The organism is Corynebacterium sp. KPL2734 (assembly GCF_040225595.1).
Lineage (GTDB): Bacteria > Actinomycetota > Actinomycetes > Mycobacteriales > Mycobacteriaceae > Corynebacterium > Corynebacterium rhinophilum.
In genome coordinates this window covers 287,190-304,978 of sequence record NZ_JBEHFO010000001.1, presented here as the reverse complement: position 1 = coordinate 304,978, position 17,789 = coordinate 287,190, and the positions used below count along the sequence as shown (strand labels likewise).

At 58.7% G+C, this 17,789-nt stretch carries 13 protein-coding genes; 6 read left to right on the top strand and 7 right to left on the bottom strand.

Features of this window, described 5'->3' with window-relative positions; genetic code table 11:
* Positions 1 to 7: 7 nt before the first annotated feature.
* Entirely contained in the window at positions 8 to 1,093 is a 1,086-nt protein-coding gene (locus ABRP88_RS01410; protein ID WP_349835838.1) for a DUF4192 domain-containing protein, read from the bottom strand.
* A 260-nt stretch (positions 1,094 to 1,353) separates the two neighbouring features.
* Between ABRP88_RS01410 and ABRP88_RS01405 the strand changes: the two genes are divergently transcribed.
* Together ABRP88_RS01405 and ABRP88_RS01400 are read left to right on the top strand one after the other, a co-directional pair.
* Positions 1,354 to 2,370 (top strand): PAC2 family protein, encoded by a 1,017-nt coding sequence (locus ABRP88_RS01405; protein WP_284769667.1) that lies wholly within the window; start codon positions 1,354 to 1,356, stop codon positions 2,368 to 2,370.
* A gap of 34 nt (positions 2,371 to 2,404) precedes the next feature.
* The gene (locus ABRP88_RS01400; RefSeq protein ID WP_349835836.1) at positions 2,405 to 4,948 is read left to right on the top strand and encodes a DEAD/DEAH box helicase; all 2,544 of its coding nucleotides are present in this window, start codon (positions 2,405 to 2,407) and stop codon (positions 4,946 to 4,948) included.
* 124 nt (positions 4,949 to 5,072) lie between these two features.
* Here ABRP88_RS01400 and ahpD read toward each other — a convergent pair whose 3' ends face one another.
* Both ahpD and ABRP88_RS01390 read right to left on the bottom strand, forming a co-directional pair.
* Positions 5,073 to 5,597: an alkylhydroperoxidase, AhpD family gene (gene ahpD / locus ABRP88_RS01395; RefSeq protein WP_349835835.1), complete on the bottom strand. Its 525-nt coding sequence runs from the start codon at positions 5,595 to 5,597 to the stop codon at positions 5,073 to 5,075.
* Between the two features lie 99 nt (positions 5,598 to 5,696).
* Positions 5,697 to 6,290 carry a peroxiredoxin gene (locus ABRP88_RS01390; protein ID WP_023022697.1) on the bottom strand — a complete coding sequence of 198 codons (594 nt, stop codon included), beginning with the start codon at positions 6,288 to 6,290 and terminating at the stop codon, positions 5,697 to 5,699.
* A 162-nt stretch (positions 6,291 to 6,452) separates the two neighbouring features.
* Here ABRP88_RS01390 and ABRP88_RS01385 point away from each other — a divergent pair, with 162 nt between their 5' ends.
* Positions 6,453 to 7,400 (top strand): LysR substrate-binding domain-containing protein, encoded by a 948-nt coding sequence (locus tag ABRP88_RS01385; RefSeq protein WP_284782100.1) that lies wholly within the window; start codon positions 6,453 to 6,455, stop codon positions 7,398 to 7,400.
* Positions 7,401 to 7,466: 66 nt separating this feature from the next.
* Here the strand turns inward: ABRP88_RS01385 and ABRP88_RS01380 are convergent, their stop codons facing one another.
* Positions 7,467 to 8,411 carry a hypothetical protein gene (locus ABRP88_RS01380; protein WP_349835833.1) on the bottom strand — a complete coding sequence of 315 codons (945 nt, stop codon included), beginning with the start codon at positions 8,409 to 8,411 and terminating at the stop codon, positions 7,467 to 7,469.
* Between the two features lie 121 nt (positions 8,412 to 8,532).
* Here ABRP88_RS01380 and hrpA point away from each other — a divergent pair, with 121 nt between their 5' ends.
* A complete protein-coding gene (gene hrpA, locus ABRP88_RS01375) occupies positions 8,533 to 12,435 on the top strand; it encodes an ATP-dependent RNA helicase HrpA (protein WP_349835831.1) in 3,903 nt (1,300 codons plus the stop codon).
* A gap of 291 nt (positions 12,436 to 12,726) precedes the next feature.
* Here the strand turns inward: hrpA and nrdR are convergent, their stop codons facing one another.
* Positions 12,727 to 13,185 (bottom strand): transcriptional regulator NrdR, encoded by a 459-nt coding sequence (nrdR, locus tag ABRP88_RS01370; protein ID WP_023017363.1) that lies wholly within the window; start codon positions 13,183 to 13,185, stop codon positions 12,727 to 12,729.
* A gap of 205 nt (positions 13,186 to 13,390) precedes the next feature.
* The gene (locus tag ABRP88_RS01365) at positions 13,391 to 13,795 is read right to left on the bottom strand and encodes a hypothetical protein (protein ID WP_296087147.1); all 405 of its coding nucleotides are present in this window, start codon (positions 13,793 to 13,795) and stop codon (positions 13,391 to 13,393) included.
* Positions 13,796 to 14,048: 253 nt separating this feature from the next.
* Between ABRP88_RS01365 and lexA the strand changes: the two genes are divergently transcribed.
* Positions 14,049 to 14,759: a transcriptional repressor LexA gene (gene lexA, locus ABRP88_RS01360; RefSeq protein WP_349835830.1), complete on the top strand. Its 711-nt coding sequence runs from the start codon at positions 14,049 to 14,051 to the stop codon at positions 14,757 to 14,759.
* A gap of 488 nt (positions 14,760 to 15,247) precedes the next feature.
* On the top strand, positions 15,248 to 16,030 hold the full coding sequence (gene sugR, locus ABRP88_RS01355) for a transcriptional regulator SugR (RefSeq protein ID WP_349835829.1): 783 nt from the start codon (positions 15,248 to 15,250) through the stop codon (positions 16,028 to 16,030).
* A gap of 69 nt (positions 16,031 to 16,099) precedes the next feature.
* Here the strand turns inward: sugR and ptsP are convergent, their stop codons facing one another.
* Entirely contained in the window at positions 16,100 to 17,788 is a 1,689-nt protein-coding gene (ptsP, locus tag ABRP88_RS01350) for a phosphoenolpyruvate--protein phosphotransferase (RefSeq protein ID WP_284769659.1), read from the bottom strand.
* Between the last annotated feature and the right edge of the window lies 1 nt (position 17,789).

Sequence of the window (17,789 nt, the reverse complement as noted above, 5' to 3'; positions counted from 1 at the left end):
CGCGGGGCTAAACAAGGCCATCGGCATCAATCCCCGCTGCCTCCCGCGCGGCGTCGCAACCGCGGCTCAAGCTAGTAATGAGGCGTTCCCCCATTCCGCTGCGATAGGCCTGGGCGATGAGCTGGCTCAAATTGTGCCCAGGCGCCTCATCGATGGCGACGGTCAGCGCCGGGCCGGCATAGAGCCCAAACCTCTGCGCCACCTGGGTCGCTGCATATAACGCTAGGGCGTTATAGCGGATGGGGCCGCCAAAGGTGCGCGCCGTGGCCAAAAGCAAGGTGCCGGCCGCGTGCGGGGATTCGACGAGGTCCCGGATGACTAGGTCTCGCATCCACGTCGTCGACATCCACATTGCCCCCACGCAGAGTAATTCTTCGTTATCCAACGTCTCTTCCAGGGTTTCTACCTCACTTAATACATATTGCGCATCCGCGATGAGGTGCTGGACCACACGGGTTGGATCCGTCGTACCGTAGCCGTGGCCGGCGCGCATCTGCCGCGACAATTCCTCAGCGCAGCGCTGCATGGACACGATTTCTTCGTGCCCGAAGTACGGATTATGCGGGGCGAATTGCTGGACCAGCTCATTGCGGGAAAGTTCCGGCAAAGTGCCGTTTTCTACGCAGGCGCGCATGGAAGAGCTGGTGGAAATAGCGGGAATGGTTCCTTCGGTCCAGGCGGGCATAGGGCCCTTGCCACCCCCGGTGCTAAAGCCGAATACAAGATCGTAGGCAGTGGATGTGGCGATTTCTTCCACCAGCCAGCAGGCATCAATTCCGGTGCCCTGGTCATCTTCGAAGTGGTAGAGCGACTCGATCATCTCCCAGAGCTCTACTTCCTCGCGCTGGGAGATGATAAAGCCGAGGACGACTTCCGGGTTCCCACAGTGAAAGGCGCTCATGATCTCTGAAAGGGCCGCAGGGACATCGGACAGGTCTACACGCGCGACTGGCCCCATGGTGCGGCCTGCTGGAGTTGGTTCGATGGAGATGAGGACGATGGATTCTGCTGGAAAGAATCCGAGGATTCCTGGAATATTGGCAAGGATATCGCCGGGTGTACGGATGGGCTGTTGTGGTGTTGTGATCTTCATGGCTCCTAGCTTCGGGGCCTGCGGCAAGTACCGAAAGCCCACCACAGGCAGAGGGCCGAAATCTGTGGATAAGGTGGGTGGAAGGGGGCATCGGCAAGCAGTTATGCACAACCCCATCGCACCGGGCCTAGCGCGGGTTGCCGAGTTAGGGCATAATGGGTTATTTAACTACTCCGCGAACACTGAACTGAGTGCGTGTGGGAATAGTACGGTCCTGGCGGTCGTTGATCTAGATTAAGAGACCAAGGAGGTAACACATCATGCACGAAGAAGAGCGCAGCATGTACGAATTGGAGTACCCCGCTCCGGTGGTCAAGGACAATTCCGGTGAAGGAAAAGGCCCCACCATGATTGTTGCCATGCACGGCTATGCCGATGCAGGCCAGGCTATTGAGTCGAGCGCCGATCATCTCAAGGCGGCGCTGGAAAACCGCCAGCTAGCCTCCTTTAACTCTGATGAGCTCATCGATTACCGCTCCCGCCGCCCCGCCGTCACCATCGATAATGACCGGGCCCTAGAGGTAGAACCCATGGATTTGGGCTTGAAGGTGCTCCGGGATAATTCCGGCAAGTCTTTCCTCCTTCTCTCCGGTCCTGAGCCGGATATGCGCTGGGAAGCCTTTACTACAGCGGTGGTAAAACTGGTGGAGAAATTCGATATTGAAGACACCATCATGCTCTACGCCGCGCCGATGCCCGTGCCGCACACCCGCCCCACCGTGGTCACCGCACACGGTACTGCCTCCCGCCTGACGGAAGGCATGGTCAAGATGGACTCGACGATGATGGTTCCGGGAGCCGCGGCGCTCTATATAGAAAAAGCCTTAGCGGATAAGGGCCGGACGGTCGCGGGCTATACCGCGCACGTGCCGCACTACCTGGCTGCGTCCCCGTACCCGCAGGCCACCTTGGAGCTCCTTGACTCCGTGGCTAAAGCCGCCCAGCTCAATATTCCGCTGGGCAGCATTGAGGCGGATATTTCCCGCGTCGAGGGCCAGCTGGATGAGCAGGTCAATGGCTCGGAAGAGATTGAGGGCGTGGTCCAGCAATTGGAGCAGCAATACGATGCCTTCATGGACCGCTACCGCGAAGAGCACCCACAGGCCATTATGCCGGGCGAGGAAGCCGTGCCCAGCGCGGAGGAAATCAGCGAAGAATTCGAAGCCTTCCTCGCCTCTCTCGATGAGTCCGATAGCGAGGAGATTATCCATACTGATATTGATGACCGCGAAGACTCTGCCGATGATGATGACAGAGACTTAGGCGACGATATCTAACGAACCCGCCCCCATCGCCGCTAAGGTGGTGGGGGTGAACTTATCTCAGCAGCTGCCAGATTTAACGGAAGTCCCCGAGTCCCTCATCGATGAGGCCATTTGGGATACTTTTAACTCGTGGACCACCAGCAAGGGAATCGATTTATACCCCGCGCAAGAGGAGGCCTCGCTCGGCATCTTGGCCGGAGATAACGTCATCCTCGCGACCCCAACGGGTTCCGGAAAGTCCATGGTGGCCAACGCCGCCCACTTCATCGCCCTAGCCCGTGGACAGCGGAGTTTTTATACCGCGCCCATTAAGGCGCTGGTCAGCGAGAAGTTCTTTGCGCTGTGTGAAATCTTCGGCGCAGAGAATGTGGGCATGATGACTGGCGATGCCACCGTAAACGGCAACGCCCCCATCATCGCCGCCACCGCCGAGATCGTTGCCAATATCGCGCTTCGCGATGGCGCCGAGGCCAACATCGACCAGGTAGTCATGGACGAATTCCACTACTACTCCGATCCTGATCGCGGCTGGGCGTGGCAGGTTCCGCTCTTGGAGCTGCCCAAGGCGCAATTCCTCTTAATGTCTGCCACGCTCGGTGATACAGACTGGCTGCAAGAAGATCTCACCCGCCGCACGGGGCGCGAGACTAATTTAGTGGCCGGCTCTACTCGCCCGGTGCCGCTTGACTTTTCTTATGTTTTTAGCGCGGTGCACGAAACCATCGAGGAGCTGCTCGCCGATAATAAGGCACCCATTTATGTCGTGCACTTTTCCCAGCGCGAGGCAGCCGAGCGGGCCCAAGCCCTGACCTCGCTTTCTGGCATTATTAGCAAAGAGGAAAAAGAGGACATCGCTGAGGAAATCGGCGGGTTCCGCTTTACCACTGCCTTTGGTAAGGACCTCTCAAAGTTGCTTCGCAAGGGCATTGGTATCCACCATGCGGGAATGCTGCCCAAGTACCGGCGACTTGTAGAGCGCCTCGCACAACGCGGCCTCCTCAAGGTTATTTGCGGCACCGATACCTTGGGCGTGGGCATCAACGTCCCTATCCGCACCGTATTGATGACTGGCCTGGCCAAGTTTGATGGGCAACGCCAGCGCATCTTGAAGTCCCGCGAATTCCACCAGATTGCAGGTCGCGCCGGGCGTGCGGGCTATGACACGGAAGGTACCGTCGTCGTCGAGGCCCCAGAGCACGAGATTGAAAATGCCAAGGCCCGCAGGCGCATTGGCGATGATCCGAAGCGGCTGAAAAAGCTGAAGAAGAAATCCGCACGCGAGGGCGAAGTCTCGTGGTCCGAGAAGACATTTGCGCGGCTCACGGAAGCAGAACCAGAGCAGTTGACCTCGCAATTCCGGGTCTCGAATTCGATGCTGCTCAATGTCTTGGCCCGCCACGGCGGTGGTTATGCGCATATGCGCCACCTCTTGCGCGATAATCACGATCCCCGCAGCAAGCAGAACAAGGACATCCTCACCGCCCTCGACCTCTTCCGCGGATTGGTGGATTCCGGCGTGGTCCAAAAATCCACGAAGGGGCTCGATATTTACGGCCGCCCGTACCACCTCGTGCGGGAGTTGCCGCGAGACTTTGCCTTGAACCAGCCACTCGGCCCCTTTGCCTTGGCCGCGCTCTCCCTCTTGGACCCGGAGGCGGAGAGCTATCACCTGGACGTGATCTCGGTCTTTGAGGCGATCCTCGATGACCCCCGACAGGTGCTACAGGCCCAGCAGAAGAAGCGGCGCGGGGAAGAAATTGCCGCGCTCAAGGCGGACGGGGTGGACTATACCGACCGCATGAATATCGTGGAGGATATCACCTGGCCCAAGCCGCTAGAGGAGCTGCTCGAGCAGGCCTACGATACCTTTGCGGAGACCAATGCTTGGGTAAAGGAATTCGAGCTGCGGCCCAAATCCGTAGTGCGAGACATGGTAGAAAATGCCATGACATTCTCGGATTTGGTGGCCACCTACGGCCTAGCCCGGTCTGAGGGAGTTATCCTCCGTTATCTCACCGACGCGTGGCGGACCCTGAAGCAGTCCATCCCTGATGAATATACGACGCCCCAAATTGAAGACATCATTGTTTGGTTAGGTGAGCTTATCCGCCAGGTGGATTCCTCGCTTGTCGATGAATGGGCGCAGATGGCCGGTGAAGACTCCCCCATCGATCAAGATACGCTCGACCGCGAGCTGGCCTTTGGCGTCGAAGACCCAACAGCCCTTACCGCCAATCGCCGCGCCTTTGGCATTATGGTCCGCAATTACATGTTCCGCCTCGCGCAACTCTTCGCGTTGGAGGAAGAAGACCGCCTCGCCGAGGTATTGGATTATCTGGACGAAATTCCCGATTTTGGTGCCGTCTTAGATGACTACTTCGACGAATACGACGATATTGATACCGGCCCTGAGGCGCGCGGGCCAGAGTACTTCCGGCTGGAAGAATCAAGCTCCCGCAGCTGGCCCGTGCGGCAAATCATTAAGGACCCAGCAGGCGATCGCGCCTATCAATTCGTCGCCACCGTCGATCTGGACGCCTCCGATGAAGCCGGCGAAGTCCGCCTGTCAGAGTTGCGCGTCGAGTATTAGGAACGCGCGGGTTGGGTAAAACGACTTAAGCCACCCCCTCCGCTGCACTCGGCGTCCTGTGGGGGACGCCGAGACAAACAGTGGGCGGGGGTGGCTTAGTTTAAAGGCTGATTAAGCAGCGCTTTTAGCGTGCAGCCTCAATCTGAACAGCCTGTGCGACTGCCTGAATGACAGAAGCAACCTTGATGGCCTCCCAGACCTGCTCCTTGGTCGCACCAGTATCGTTGAGCTTCTGGGTGTGTGCACCCAAGCAGTGCTCGCAGCCGTTGATGGCGGAAACGGCGATATTCCACAGCTCGAAGTTAGCGTCCTCCACGCCAGGCTTGGAGATGAAGTTCATTCGCAGGCCGAACTTAACCTGTGCATAGTCATCGCCCAACCAACCCTTGGCGCGGTAGGCAACGTTATTCATCGCCATGACGGTGGCAGCGCCGTAAGCGGCGTTGATAGCTTCCTCAGAGAGGTGCTCTTGTGCCTCTTCCGCGATTTCAGAAGTCACGGTGTCATTGCGGGTAGCTGCCGCCGAAGCCAACAGGGTGCCCCACAGCTGCTCTTCATTCAGCTCGGTCGTGCGGGTCAGCGCGCCGAGGTTGAGCTTCTGGTCCTTGGCGTACTCAGGCAGTGCTGACTTCAAGTTCTCGATAGACACAGTTTTCTCCTTCTAAATCTTTTCTCAGTAACTTAAATTGCAAGGCAAGTGCGTGCCCCGCCAGAACGGCGGGGGGAAGCACCTACTGATAACTAAGGCTTAAAGCTGGGACTGAACAACGTCCATCTTGTCGATGTTCTTGGTTGGGTCGTTCTTCTCCCAGTTGCAGGCGCAGACCTCTTCGGACTGCAGGGCGTCGAGAACGCGCAGGACCTCGTCAACGTTACGGCCCACAGCGTCCGGGGTAACGGAGACGAACTGGATAACACCATCTGGGTCGATAATGAAGGTTGCGCGATCAGCAACGCCGTCAGCGTTTTCTACGCCCAGGGCGCGGATCAGGTCGTGGCGCACGTCAGAGAACATCGGGAACGGAACGTCCTTCAGGTCCGGGTGGGTTGCGCGCCAGTTGAAGTGAGCGAACTCGTTATCGGTGGAGCCGCCCAGCACCTGGGTGTCGCGGTCCTGGAATTCTTCATCCAGCTTGCCAAAGGCAGCGATCTCGGTCGGGCAAACGAAAGTGAAGTCCTTGGGGTAGAAGAAGACAACCTTCCACTTGCCCTCGTACTTGTCCAAGGAAACCTGCTCGAAGTAGTCCTCTGGCTGGCTAGCGTTAACGTCGTGCAGGTCGCCGCCGGTCAGGGCGGTGAGGTCGAATTCTGGGAACTTTTCGCCAACGGTCATGATAGGCATGTTCTTCAACTCCTTCTTAAAAGGGTAATCTTTTTCAAGTTTCCGACAGTCCTGTGCCGAGGACCACGGGCCGGACCCTCTCCGGCCCAACACCAAAGACAATACCATTAATTCCGGTCACGTCAATAGCTAATCCTATAGATAAATGTTAGAGTGATAGGCATGCATAATAAAGAGTATCGACCAACACTTGCCCAGCTGCGCACGTTTGTCACCGTGGCGGAAAACAAGCACTTCGGCACCGCTGCCGCCAAGCTGGAGATCTCTCAGCCCTCCCTCTCCCAGGGCCTCGTGGCACTCGAGCAGGGGCTCGGCGTGCAGCTCATCGAGCGCTCCACCCGCAAGGTCATCGTAACCTCGGCCGGTGAAACCCTTCTGCCCTATGCCAAATCCACACTTGAGGCCGCCGATACCTTTCTCGCGCACGCCCGCGGCGCCCACGGCACGCTGTCCGGCCCGCTTACCATTGGCGTTATCCCGACCATCGCCCCGTATATCCTCCCGGATTTGTTGGCGAAGATTACGGAGACCTACCCGGAGCTTGAGCCGCGCTTTGTGGAGGAGCAAACCCAGCACCTCATCGCGCGCCTGCGCAACGGTAACCTAGATTTAGCCGTCCTTGCCCTGCCTTCAGAGGCCACGGGCATGGTCGACAGCCCGCTGTACACCGAGGACTTCGCCATCGTCAGCCCGCCCGATCACCCCATCGCCGGGCGTACGGACGTCCAGGTGGCGGAGCTGCGGGACTTGGATTTGCTGCTGCTTGACGATGGCCACTGTCTCCGCGACCAAATCGTCGATCTCTGCCGGCACGCCCACGTCAACCCGGCAGAGGCAACCAATTCCGTCACGCGCGCCTCATCACTGACCACCATTATGCAGCTGGTGATGGGCGGGCTCGGCTGCACCCTTATCCCCAAGTCCGCGTTGGCTACCGAATGCCACGGCAAGAACCTCGGCATCGCCTACTTTGACCCCGATGTCACCGCTGAGCGCGAAATCGGCCTCGTCTTCCGCTCCTCTGCCGCACGCAGTGAAGAGTTCCGCGAATTCGGCACACTGATTACCGCCGCTTATGAAAATGCCCTCGCCCGCTCGCTGGAGGGTTAAAACCGCCACGCACGTTTAAGGCCACCGAAGCAATGCCTCGGTGGCCTTAAATAATGCTAAAGCGCCTTACGCAGCTTGGCTAGTCGCGCGGCCTGCGCACTGGCGGAACAAATATGCCGTAGCCAGCAAGGTAACCGGTACGGCGACAATCAAGCCAACCAGGAACAGGATGCCGCCGGCAATGGTAATCAGCACGTTGAGCACCGTCAGCAGCAAGAGCTGGCCGTAGTTTCCTTTACCGGCCTTAAATCCGTTCTTGATGGCCTGGCCAACCCCGTCACCGTCGGCTGCAAACCACTGCATCAGCATATAAAGCGGCTGGATGAATAGGCCGATGAGCATCAATACAAGCAACATGACGAAAAAGCTTGTCTCGAAGCCAGCCATGGCATCCAATTCCTCGTCCTCGGTGGCGTCGGCGCCCGCGTCTGGGCCGAGGAAGATCGAGCCACCAACGAAGAGGAACATTACTACCGAGGAAATAATACCGATGATGATCATGATCACCAGTGGCTGCCACCACCGCACGTCCTTGCCCACATAGCTCCACCCAGTACGCGGGTCATCGATCTGGAAAAGCGCCAGTCGCATCGCCAACAAGCTGACGACGACCATGATCACGTAGGACACGATTTGCACAATGGATCCCGCACCGGAGGCATCCGCGCCCTCTGCGGGAGCAACGGCCAGGCTCACTCCGGAGACTGCTATGACAATGACGCCAACGAGCAAGGCACCGAGTATCCACAGTTTCCAGTTCTTAAACACCGTGCGAAAGGCCCACGAAATCGAATCAATGGCCGAGGGCTTTCCGGTAAACCCGCCGGAATTTACGGTATTGTCCTGTGCTTGGTAGCCCGCATATCCTTGGTTGCCGGAGCTTTCGTAGCTGCCGCTCTCGTGGCTTCCGCCGTAGGACGGCAGGCTTCCGTAGCTCGGCTGGTCTTCTGGGTGGTCGGTCGGTTCATAGCGGGGAAAATCGTCATTTCCACCGGATTTATCGTCGTTCATCAGCGGTGCCTTCCTTCTGCATTCAGGTTGGGCGCAACGAGAAAAGTATCGTTGAGACAAGTATTTTCACAATAGCAACTTTTTCCACTCCACGTAACCGGGGTAAGCTCATAAATTAGCCATGACACAGCATGAAACCACGACGTCGCAGGCCCCTAGCCGCGATGAACTTTTTGCCGCATTAGACAACGTCACCATCGCCGAGGCCCGCAGCTTCCGCCGCCGCCTATCGAAGGCACGCGCCCCCAAGGCCCTGCGCGAAATCGGCCAGGATATCCAGGCTGCCGCAGATCGCCTGGCGCTTGTCGATGCCGCCGTTCCCCCACTCACCTACCCCGACTCCCTGCCGGTCAGCGGCCGCAAGGACGATATTGCCGCCGCGATTGAAGAAAACCAGGTCGTCATCATTGCCGGCGAAACCGGTTCCGGTAAGACCACGCAGATCCCTAAGATCTGCCTCGACATCGGCCGGGGTCGCCGCGGCCTTATCGGGCATACGCAGCCGCGCCGCATTGCCGCGCGGACCGTCGCCGAGCGCATCGCCTCCGAGCTGGACCAAGATATCGGGGAATCGGTAGGCTACGCCATCCGCTTCGATGACCAGGTCTCTGATACCACCGCCGTAAAGCTTATGACGGACGGCATCCTGCTAGCGGAAATGCAGCGCGATCGCTTCCTTAATAAATACGACACCATCATTATCGATGAGGCGCACGAGCGCTCGCTGAATATCGACTTCCTCTTGGGATATCTGAAGCGACTGCTCCCCAAGCGGCCCGATCTCAAGGTGATTATCACCTCCGCGACGATCGATCCGGAAAGTTTTGCCGAGCACTTCGCCCAGCCCGATGGCACCCCTGCGCCCATCATCGAGGTATCCGGGCGCACCTATCCGGTAGAAATTCGCTACCGCCCCCTCGAATTCGAGGCCGGTGAAAAACTGGTGGATCAGGACCCGCTCGATGGCTTAACCGAGGCCATCGAGGAGCTCATGGCAGAAGGCGATGGCGATATCCTCTGCTTTTTCCCAGGCGAGCGCGATATCCGCGATGCCATGGAAGCAATCGAGGCCAAGAAGTGGAAAAACGTGGAGGTCGCTCCCCTCTTCGGGCGCCTGTCCAACCAGGAACAGCACCGCGTATTTAGCAATCACCGCGGAAGGCGCATCGTTTTGGCTACCAATATCGCCGAAACCTCGCTGACCGTGCCCGGAATCCGCTACGTCGTGGATACCGGCACCGCGCGCATCTCGCGCTATTCCACGCGGACCAAGGTGCAGCGCCTGCCTATCGAGCCCATTTCACAGGCCTCTGCCAATCAGCGCTCGGGTAGGTGCGGCCGCGTCGCCGATGGCATCGCTATCCGCCTCTATAGCGAGCAAGATTTTCAAAGCCGACCAGAGTTTACTGACCCGGAAATCCTGCGCACCAACCTGGCCAGCGTCATTTTGCAGATGGTCTCGCTCAAGCTCGGCGATATCGAGAAATTCCCTTTCCTCCAGCCACCCGAGTTCAAGGCCATTCGCGATGGCCTCAACCTCCTCCACGAGCTCGGTGCTCTCCAGGACAAGCACGAGAAACCGGCGCTGACCGAAACCGGCCGCAATTTGGCCCGCATCCCACTCGATCCCCGCATGGCACGCATGCTTATCGAGGCCCATACCAACGGCTGCCTCCACGATGTCATCGTGATCGTTGCCGCCATGACCATCCAAGACGTGCGCGAACGCCCGCTGGAGTACCAAGCACAAGCCGATCAAGCGCACGCGCGCTTTAAGGACAAGACCTCTGACTTTTTGTCCATGCTGAAGTTGTGGGATTACATCAAACAGACCCGCAACGAGCAATCGGGAAATAAGTTCCGCAAGCACATGAAGCAGGAGTTTCTCCACTACATGCGCATCCGCGAATGGTTCGATTTGGTCCGCCAGCTCAAAGACGTATCCAAGCAACTGGGTTGGAACTACCAGGAAGGCACCGAGTGCCGTTCCGACGATATTCACATCGCGCTGCTATCTGGCCTGCTTTCCAATATTGGCGCCCGCGACGGCAATTCCAAGGAGTTCCACGGCGCGCGCAATACCCGCTTCCTCGTCTTTCCAGGCTCCGCGTTGGCCAAAAAGCCGCCCGAGTTCCTCATGGCGGCAGAGCTCGTCGAAACCTCTCGGCTTTGGGCACGCGACGTTGCCGCTATCGATCCGGCCTGGGTGGAAAAACTCGGTGCGGACCTGCTCAAGCACAACTATTCCGATCCCACTTGGTCCCGCAAGCGCGCGGCCGCCATCGCACACCAGAAGTCCACGCTCTACGGCGTGCCCATCGTCGCGGATCGCACCGTGCCCTATCACCGCGTGGATCCCGTCGCGGCGCGCGATATGTTCATCCGCAATGCGCTTATCGCCGGCGAGTGGAATGCGCACCACGACTTCCTCAAGGCAAACGCGCAGGCCCTTGATGAGGCGGCCGAATACGAGGAAAAGGCCCGCCGCCGCGGCCTTATCGTGGATGAGGATACCCTCTTCGATTTCTATGACCAGCGCATTCCCGCCAAGATCACCACGGGCCGCCATTTCGATTCCTGGTGGAAGAAAAAGCGCCGCCAGGAACCCGATCTGTTGAATTTCGACCCAGCCACGCTTGTCGATGACTCCCACGACGTAACCGAAGTCTCCTTCCCAGATCACTGGCGCAAGGGATCCATCGATTACGAGCTGACCTATAGGTTCGAACCCGGCGACTCGCTCGATGGCGTCACCGTGATGGTGCCTGTGCCTATGCTTGCCGGGCTTGATACCGAAGGCTTCGATTGGCTCGTTCCCGGCCTGCGATTCGAGCTCGTCAACGAACTTATTCGTTCCCTTCCCAAGGCCCTGCGGCGCACGGTCGTGCCAGCCCCGGAATTTGCCGAACGCGCCATGGACCGGCTCATTCCTTTCGAAGGCCCCCTTACCCAGCAGCTTGCCGATGTCCTGCGCGAGCTCGGCGGCCACGGCATCAACGCCTCCGACTTCCAACCGGACAAGCTGCCGGATCATTTGCGGATGAACTACGCGGCCATCGACAAGCGTGGCACCATCATCGACTCCGACAGGGACCTTGCCGCCCTGCGCGAGCGCCAGGCCGGGCACATCAAATCGTCCGTCTCTCAAGTTAGCCGCACCGCCGAATCGACCGCAGTCAGCGAGTGGACCGACGATACCCTGGGCACCGTTGACGAGACCGTCACCACCACCGTTGACGGCCACGAAGTCACCGCCTACCCAGCGCTGGTGGCCACCAAAGACGGCGTGGAGCTTAAGGTTCACCCCACCAAGGCCGCAGCCGATGCCGCCATGGTCACCACCACCCTCACGCTCTTGATGCGCGAAATTTCTGTCTCGACCGCGCAAATGGTCAAGGGCCTACCCTTGCAACAGCGCGTCGCCGTGGATTCTTATCCGCATGGCGGTGCCGACGGGCTGGTCAATGACGCACGCGTCGCGGCAATCCGTGACCTCATGCTCGAAGCCGGCGGCCCCGTGCGCTCCCCAGAGGCGTTTACCGAGCTCAAGGATTCCGTAAAACCACAGGTCCCCGGCCGCGTGCGGCAATCAATTGTTTCGATAGCCCCCGGCCTGGCTGAGTATTCCAATCTCCGCGCCGAGCTTTCTCACTGGGACGGTACCGCCATCGACGATATGGAAAAGCAACTCGCTTTCCTTCTCCCGCCGAATGCCATTACCGTGCACGGAGCCGCGCACCTGCGACACCTTCCCCGCTACATCCAGGCAATGCGGATCCGCTTGGAAGACCTGTCGCTCGACCCAGATCGCGATGCCGACCGTCAGGCCGAGGTCGATAACGCCAAGGCCTACCTGGCAAACCGGCTGCGCAACCTCCCCGCGGGTCGTGAAAAGACGCGCGAGGTCAAGGACATCCACTGGATGATCGAGGAATTGCGGGTCTCGCTATTCGCCCAGCGCCTCGGCACGGCGCACGCGGTATCCCTGCGGAGGATCCAGAAGGCAGTGGATAAATTGCGCTGACCTCCCAGCACCTCGAGTCCCCGTCACCCGCCGAGAACTCCGCTCCCGCCATCGCTGGTCGGTCGGCTGGCTAACCAAAACCGCCAGCCGACTATCGCCGCAGCCCAAACACAACTGCCGCCCATGCGCCGCTGCCGACGAACCACAAGGAAATCCGTTCTCCTGGCCGCCGGCGCCATGAGAATTAGCCGATCACAGCGAAATAATGATGCAAAAAGCCAGCTAAAACTGCTCTAAACCTGCACTCGCATGGCCGTATAACTGCTAAGAAACCGCCATAAGCCCCGCATTTTAAAGGTCCCCGCGATCGCGTCGCCGCATCAGTCGAATCTCCGATTCAAAATCGTCCGCGCTCTCGAAAGATTTATATACCGAGGCAAAGCGCAGATATGCGACCTCGTCTAGGTCGCGCAGCGGCTCAAGGATCGCAAGCCCAATTTCGTTGGCGTTAACCTGCGATGACCCATGGCCCCGCACTGTTTCCTCAACTTCTTGTGCCAACTTCTTAAGGGCATCATCGCTAACATCTCGGCCCTGGCAAGCGCGCCTGACACCCCGAATGAGTTTGTCCCTGCTAAATGGTTCTGCAAGGCCGTTTCTCTTAACGACCAGCAGTACGGCCTTTTCCACAGTGGTAAAACGCCCTTTACACGAAGCACACTCGCGGCGGCGCCGTATCGATGCGCCTGCATCAACCACGCGAGAGTCAATAACGCGGGATTGTTCGTTATGGCAAAACGGGCAGTACACGCTAGTCCTTTCGCTATTTTAGCTTCTCGGCTTAGTTTACCCCGAGGCCAAACCAGGATTCAGACGCCAATACACCAGACTCCTGTTACCGGCATGCCTGCCTCGTTAAGTGAGCAGGTCTCGTCTAATCAGAGGAAGGCAAGCTGATGGCAAAAAAGACGCCAAGCCTAAAGCCCTCCCAACGCTCGCTTAAGTACTAGATGCATTACTGAACGAGCGCTGCTTCTACTTGCTGTACCGAAGCGCCAGGTTCAGTCGGTGCCTCAGCGCTCGTGCCCATCAATCCGCCGACGACCGTGCCAAAAAATACCGCAGCGCCGAACACAGCACCAAGGAGATAATTCTTGCGTGAACTCTGGGCATCGTCTTCTTCGATCGTCTTGTTCGCCACATTAGGCAACGAATATTCTTCAGTCCACATATTCGAATCCCCTTTAGAATTCGTTCGATATTCAGAATCTAGTGTCCTAATTTTTCCTCTTTCAGAGCGGGGATGCTGAGCACCCCACCTACGATCATCAATATCCCAGATAGCGGCTGAAGGTACGATCTGTGGACGTACCGAGTGCTGTTTAACCATGTTATTGCGAGAGTTAAGTAGTTGAGACATTTCTTTCCTTTCGACGACCGCCGTAAGTCTAAAGCGGCCCCTTGACACGACAGAAGCATAATGTCGCTCCTGTGTTCGAGATTGATTCTATGTTCGATTTATAGCATTCCTTCGAAAACCTGTCCAGTTTTGTGTGCAAATCTCGAACGCCTGTACTTTTCGTGCTACAAATGGGTTATGGCACGCAGCTGCCACCCAGTCCCCTTTTCAAGCCACGACCGCAGAACCTCAGACCCCTAGCTAGGAGCCGCACATGGGCCGCAAAAAAGCAAGCAACGCAAAGAACGATTACGCTTCTCTTTCCGAAAGGCAACGCCGCATCCTGAACGTCATCAGCGATGCGGTGATGTTACGCGGCTACCCACCCAGCATCCGCGAAATTGGCGATGCCGCAGGCCTGCAATCCACCTCGTCCGTGGCCTATCAGCTCAAGCAGCTGGAAGAAAAGGGCTTCTTGCGTCGCGATCCTAATAAGCCACGCGCGGTCGATGTGCGTCACCTCAATACTGACGACGGCGAAAAGAAACCAGGCCGTAAATCTAAAGAGGCCACCGATACCTCTGTCCGCAGCCCTGAAGAGTCCGCCGCCGTAGCTTATATTCCCGTCGTGGGACGCATTGCCGCCGGTGCACCGATCACCGCAGAGGAAAATATTGATACGTATTTCCCCATGCCGGACGAGGTCGTCGGCGGCGGCGAGCTTTATATGTTGCAGGTTGTGGGTGATTCCATGCAGGATGCCGGCATCCTTAACGGCGACTGGGTCATCATCCGGTCGCAGTCAGTGGCTGAGGAAGGCGAGTTTGTCGCCGCGCTTCTCGATGGCTCCGAGGCCACCGTCAAAGAATTCCATCGCGACTCCTCGGGCGTGTGGCTCCTTCCCCACAATGATGCCTACCCACCCATCAACGGCGACGATGCAGAGATTATGGGCAAGGTAGTATCCGTCTTCCGCAAGCTCTAAGTCGCGCCAGGCAGATGTGAACTCGCTGTACGCCGGTTCTTCACTAGCGGCCATAACCGCTACCTTTATTCTGCGCCCGCTTCCTTGAAACGCGTACTTTCGACCCACTCGCACAGCCCTGTCTCCCCGCCTTGGAGAGCAGGGCGGTACCAGTTTTACCAAAGTTTAAGTCCGTTCATCCATACAATCGCGCCCCATAAAACCAACTTGAACTCGGGCTCCCTATTGATAAAGCACCCCCGAAATAACGGATCCGTAAGTTAATCACTAATAGGTCTGACTTTCATCACGGTGAAATATTGCTTACTGACCAGCAAGTTTTGTTCAAAAACGGACAGCCGCACAAACCTGTATTTTTGTTTTCGTCCGATTACCGCCGAATTTTGACACAATGGAGGAAGAAATCCCACATCATATAGCTTTCACCGCGCACCTGCATACGCAAATGGAGTAACCGCCCGGCCGAAGGCAAGGAGCAAGGAGGGTCCGTGTACGCAGAGGAGCGACGCCGCCAAATCGCGTCCCAAACTGCTGTCGAGGGTCGCGTTAACGTCACCGATTTATCAGAGCGTTTCGATGTGACTGCCGAAACCATCCGTCGCGACCTAGCTGTGCTGGATAGAGAGGGCGTTGTCCACCGCGTGCACGGCGGCGCCGTTGCTTCGCAAGCCTTCCAAACCGCGGAGCTCACGCTCGATACCCGCCAGCGATCCGCATCGGGGGCCAAGGCCGCCATCGCGCATGCCGCGCTCGATTTCCTTCCCCCTGGCGGCGGCAGCATTTTTTTGGACGCCGGCACCACCATCAATACCTTTGCCGAGCTCATCAGCCAGCAATACCTGCAAGCGCAGTTCAATATCGTCTCCAATAGCCTGCCCATTGCGCTGTCCCTCGCCAATAGTGGCGTCCCCGATGTCCAGCTCCTCGGCGGAACCGTACGCGCAATCACTCAGGCCGTCGTCGGCGATACCGCCTTGCGCACCATGGCGCTCATGCGTGCCGATGTCGCCTTTATCGGCACCAATGCCCTGACCCTCGATCACGGCTTGTCGACGGCCGATTCCCAAGAAGCAGCCATCAAATCCGCCTTCGTCACGAATGCCCACAAGGTCGTGGTCATGTGCGATTCCAGCAAATTGGGCAACGACTACCTGGTGAGCTTCGCTTCCATTGCCGATATCGATGTCGTCATCACTGATTCCGGCGCGCCGGAATCCTTCGTCGATGCTCTCCGCGAGCGCGAGATCGACGTCGTCCTAGCCAGCGAATAGCTCCAGGCCGCACACGACTTCGCCCTCCCTGCCTCGGCGCCGAGGTGGGGAGGGCGAAGCTTTATACCGTTAGTTGAATTTTTCTATCTGCTCCATCGCCGCGGCACGGGCGGCGGAGGGGCCTTCGGAATTGAGGGCGGCATCGGCAAGCTGCTGGCACTGGTCGAAGGTCAACTCGGCCAATTGGGCACCGACGCCGGCGACTGCGGTGGATGCAGCCGACAAGGAGTTGACGCCAAGGCCGGTCAATACGCAGGCCAGTAGCGGATCGGCGGCGGCCTCACCGCAGACGCCAACCGGGACGTTGTATTCGTGTCCAGCGATGCAGGTGTGCTGGATCAGACGAAGCACGGCCGGCTGCCACGGATCGGTGAGGTAAGCAAGCTGTGGCGACAAGCGGTCAGCGGCCATCGTGTACTGGGTGAGGTCATTGGTGCCGATGGATACGAAGTCCAGATGCGGCATGATCTTATCTGCCATCAGCGCTGCTGCGGGCACCTCAATCATCGCGCCCGCGGTCAGGCCGCGCTCCCGGCACAGCTCCGCAAACCACTGGGCCTCCTTCGAGGTCGCCACCATCGGTGCCATGACCCAGGTCTCGGCAGCTTCGCCGCGGGACTCCGCAGCCTGTGCGATGGCATCCAACTGGCGAGTCAAGAGGGACTCATTATCGCGGGCAATGCGCAGGCCGCGCACACCCAATGCCGGGTTCTCCTCAGAGGACAGCGTGGCATAAGAAATCGGCTTATCGGAGCCAGCATCTAAGGTGCGCACCACGACCTTGGAATCGGGGTAGGCGTTGAAGACCTTTCTGTAAATCTTTGCCTGCTCGTCAACGGAAGGCTCCTCGCTAGCGGATAGGAACGACAGCTCCGTGCGGTAGAGGCCAATCCCCTCTGCCTGCGAGTCGGAGGCGATGCGGGCGGCGTTGCCATCGGCCACGTTGGCCAAAAGCTGCACGCGGTGGCCGTCCTTGGTTTGCGCTGGTCCAGTCCATTCGGCAACGCGGGCGGCGCGCTCGCGATATTCTTCGACCGCCTTGGTGGATTCTGCCTCGTCCGCGCCCAGCGTCACGGTTCCAAGCGCACCGTCGACGAAGACGAGCGTGCCGCTTTCAATCTCGCGCAGCTTGTTTCCCACGGCAACGATGCACGGAATATCGAGCTGGCGAGCGATGATCGCGGTGTGGCTGGTGGGCCCGCCCAGCTCGGTGACGAGTGCGCGGATATGCGCGGTATCCAGGGTGGCGGTATCGGCAGGCGCGAGGTCATCGGCAAAAAGTACCGCTTGGCCTTCCACCATGGGCAAACCGGGCTCCTGCTCGCCGCGCAGCTGGGCGATGACGCGGTCGCGCACGTCCTTCAGATCGGTGGTGCGCTCAGCCATAACGCCGCCGGCCGCCTCAAACATGGTGACGAACTTGTCCGTGGCTCCCACCGTGGCGAACTCGGCATTCTTGCCGGATCGGATGTTCTTGCGCACGGCCTTGTGCCAGCCACGGTCCTTGACCATGCCGGCGGTTGCGGTCAGCACTTCCGAGGCTTGGCCCTCCGCGGCTGCGGCGCGGTTTTCCAAGCGGCTGGCAACGATATCGACTGCCTCGAGGAAGCGATCGTATTCGGCTTCGCTGCTGGCCTCTTGGTCAATACTTCCTTCAGTAGGCAGGTCCGGGCGGGGGCGGACCCATACGGCTTCTGCATAGGCGACTCCAGCAACAACGCCGGTTCCTTTAACAGTGGACTGAAGCGTATTTTCCATG

Coding starts and splice junctions, on each gene's coding strand:
- ABRP88_RS01410 (WP_349835838.1), bottom strand. CDS start 1,093: ATGAAGATCACAACACCACAACAGCCCATCCGTACACCCGGCGATATC.
- ABRP88_RS01405 (WP_284769667.1), top strand. CDS start 1,354: ATGCACGAAGAAGAGCGCAGCATGTACGAATTGGAGTACCCCGCTCCG.
- ABRP88_RS01390 (WP_023022697.1), bottom strand. CDS start 6,290: ATGCCTATCATGACCGTTGGCGAAAAGTTCCCAGAATTCGACCTCACC.
- ABRP88_RS01385 (WP_284782100.1), top strand. CDS start 6,453: ATGCATAATAAAGAGTATCGACCAACACTTGCCCAGCTGCGCACGTTT.
- ABRP88_RS01380 (WP_349835833.1), bottom strand. CDS start 8,411: ATGAACGACGATAAATCCGGTGGAAATGACGATTTTCCCCGCTATGAA.
- hrpA (WP_349835831.1), top strand. CDS start 8,533: ATGACACAGCATGAAACCACGACGTCGCAGGCCCCTAGCCGCGATGAA.
- ABRP88_RS01365 (WP_296087147.1), bottom strand. CDS start 13,795: ATGTCTCAACTACTTAACTCTCGCAATAACATGGTTAAACAGCACTCG.
- lexA (WP_349835830.1), top strand. CDS start 14,049: ATGGGCCGCAAAAAAGCAAGCAACGCAAAGAACGATTACGCTTCTCTT.
- ptsP (WP_284769659.1), bottom strand. CDS start 17,788: ATGGAAAATACGCTTCAGTCCACTGTTAAAGGAACCGGCGTTGTTGCT.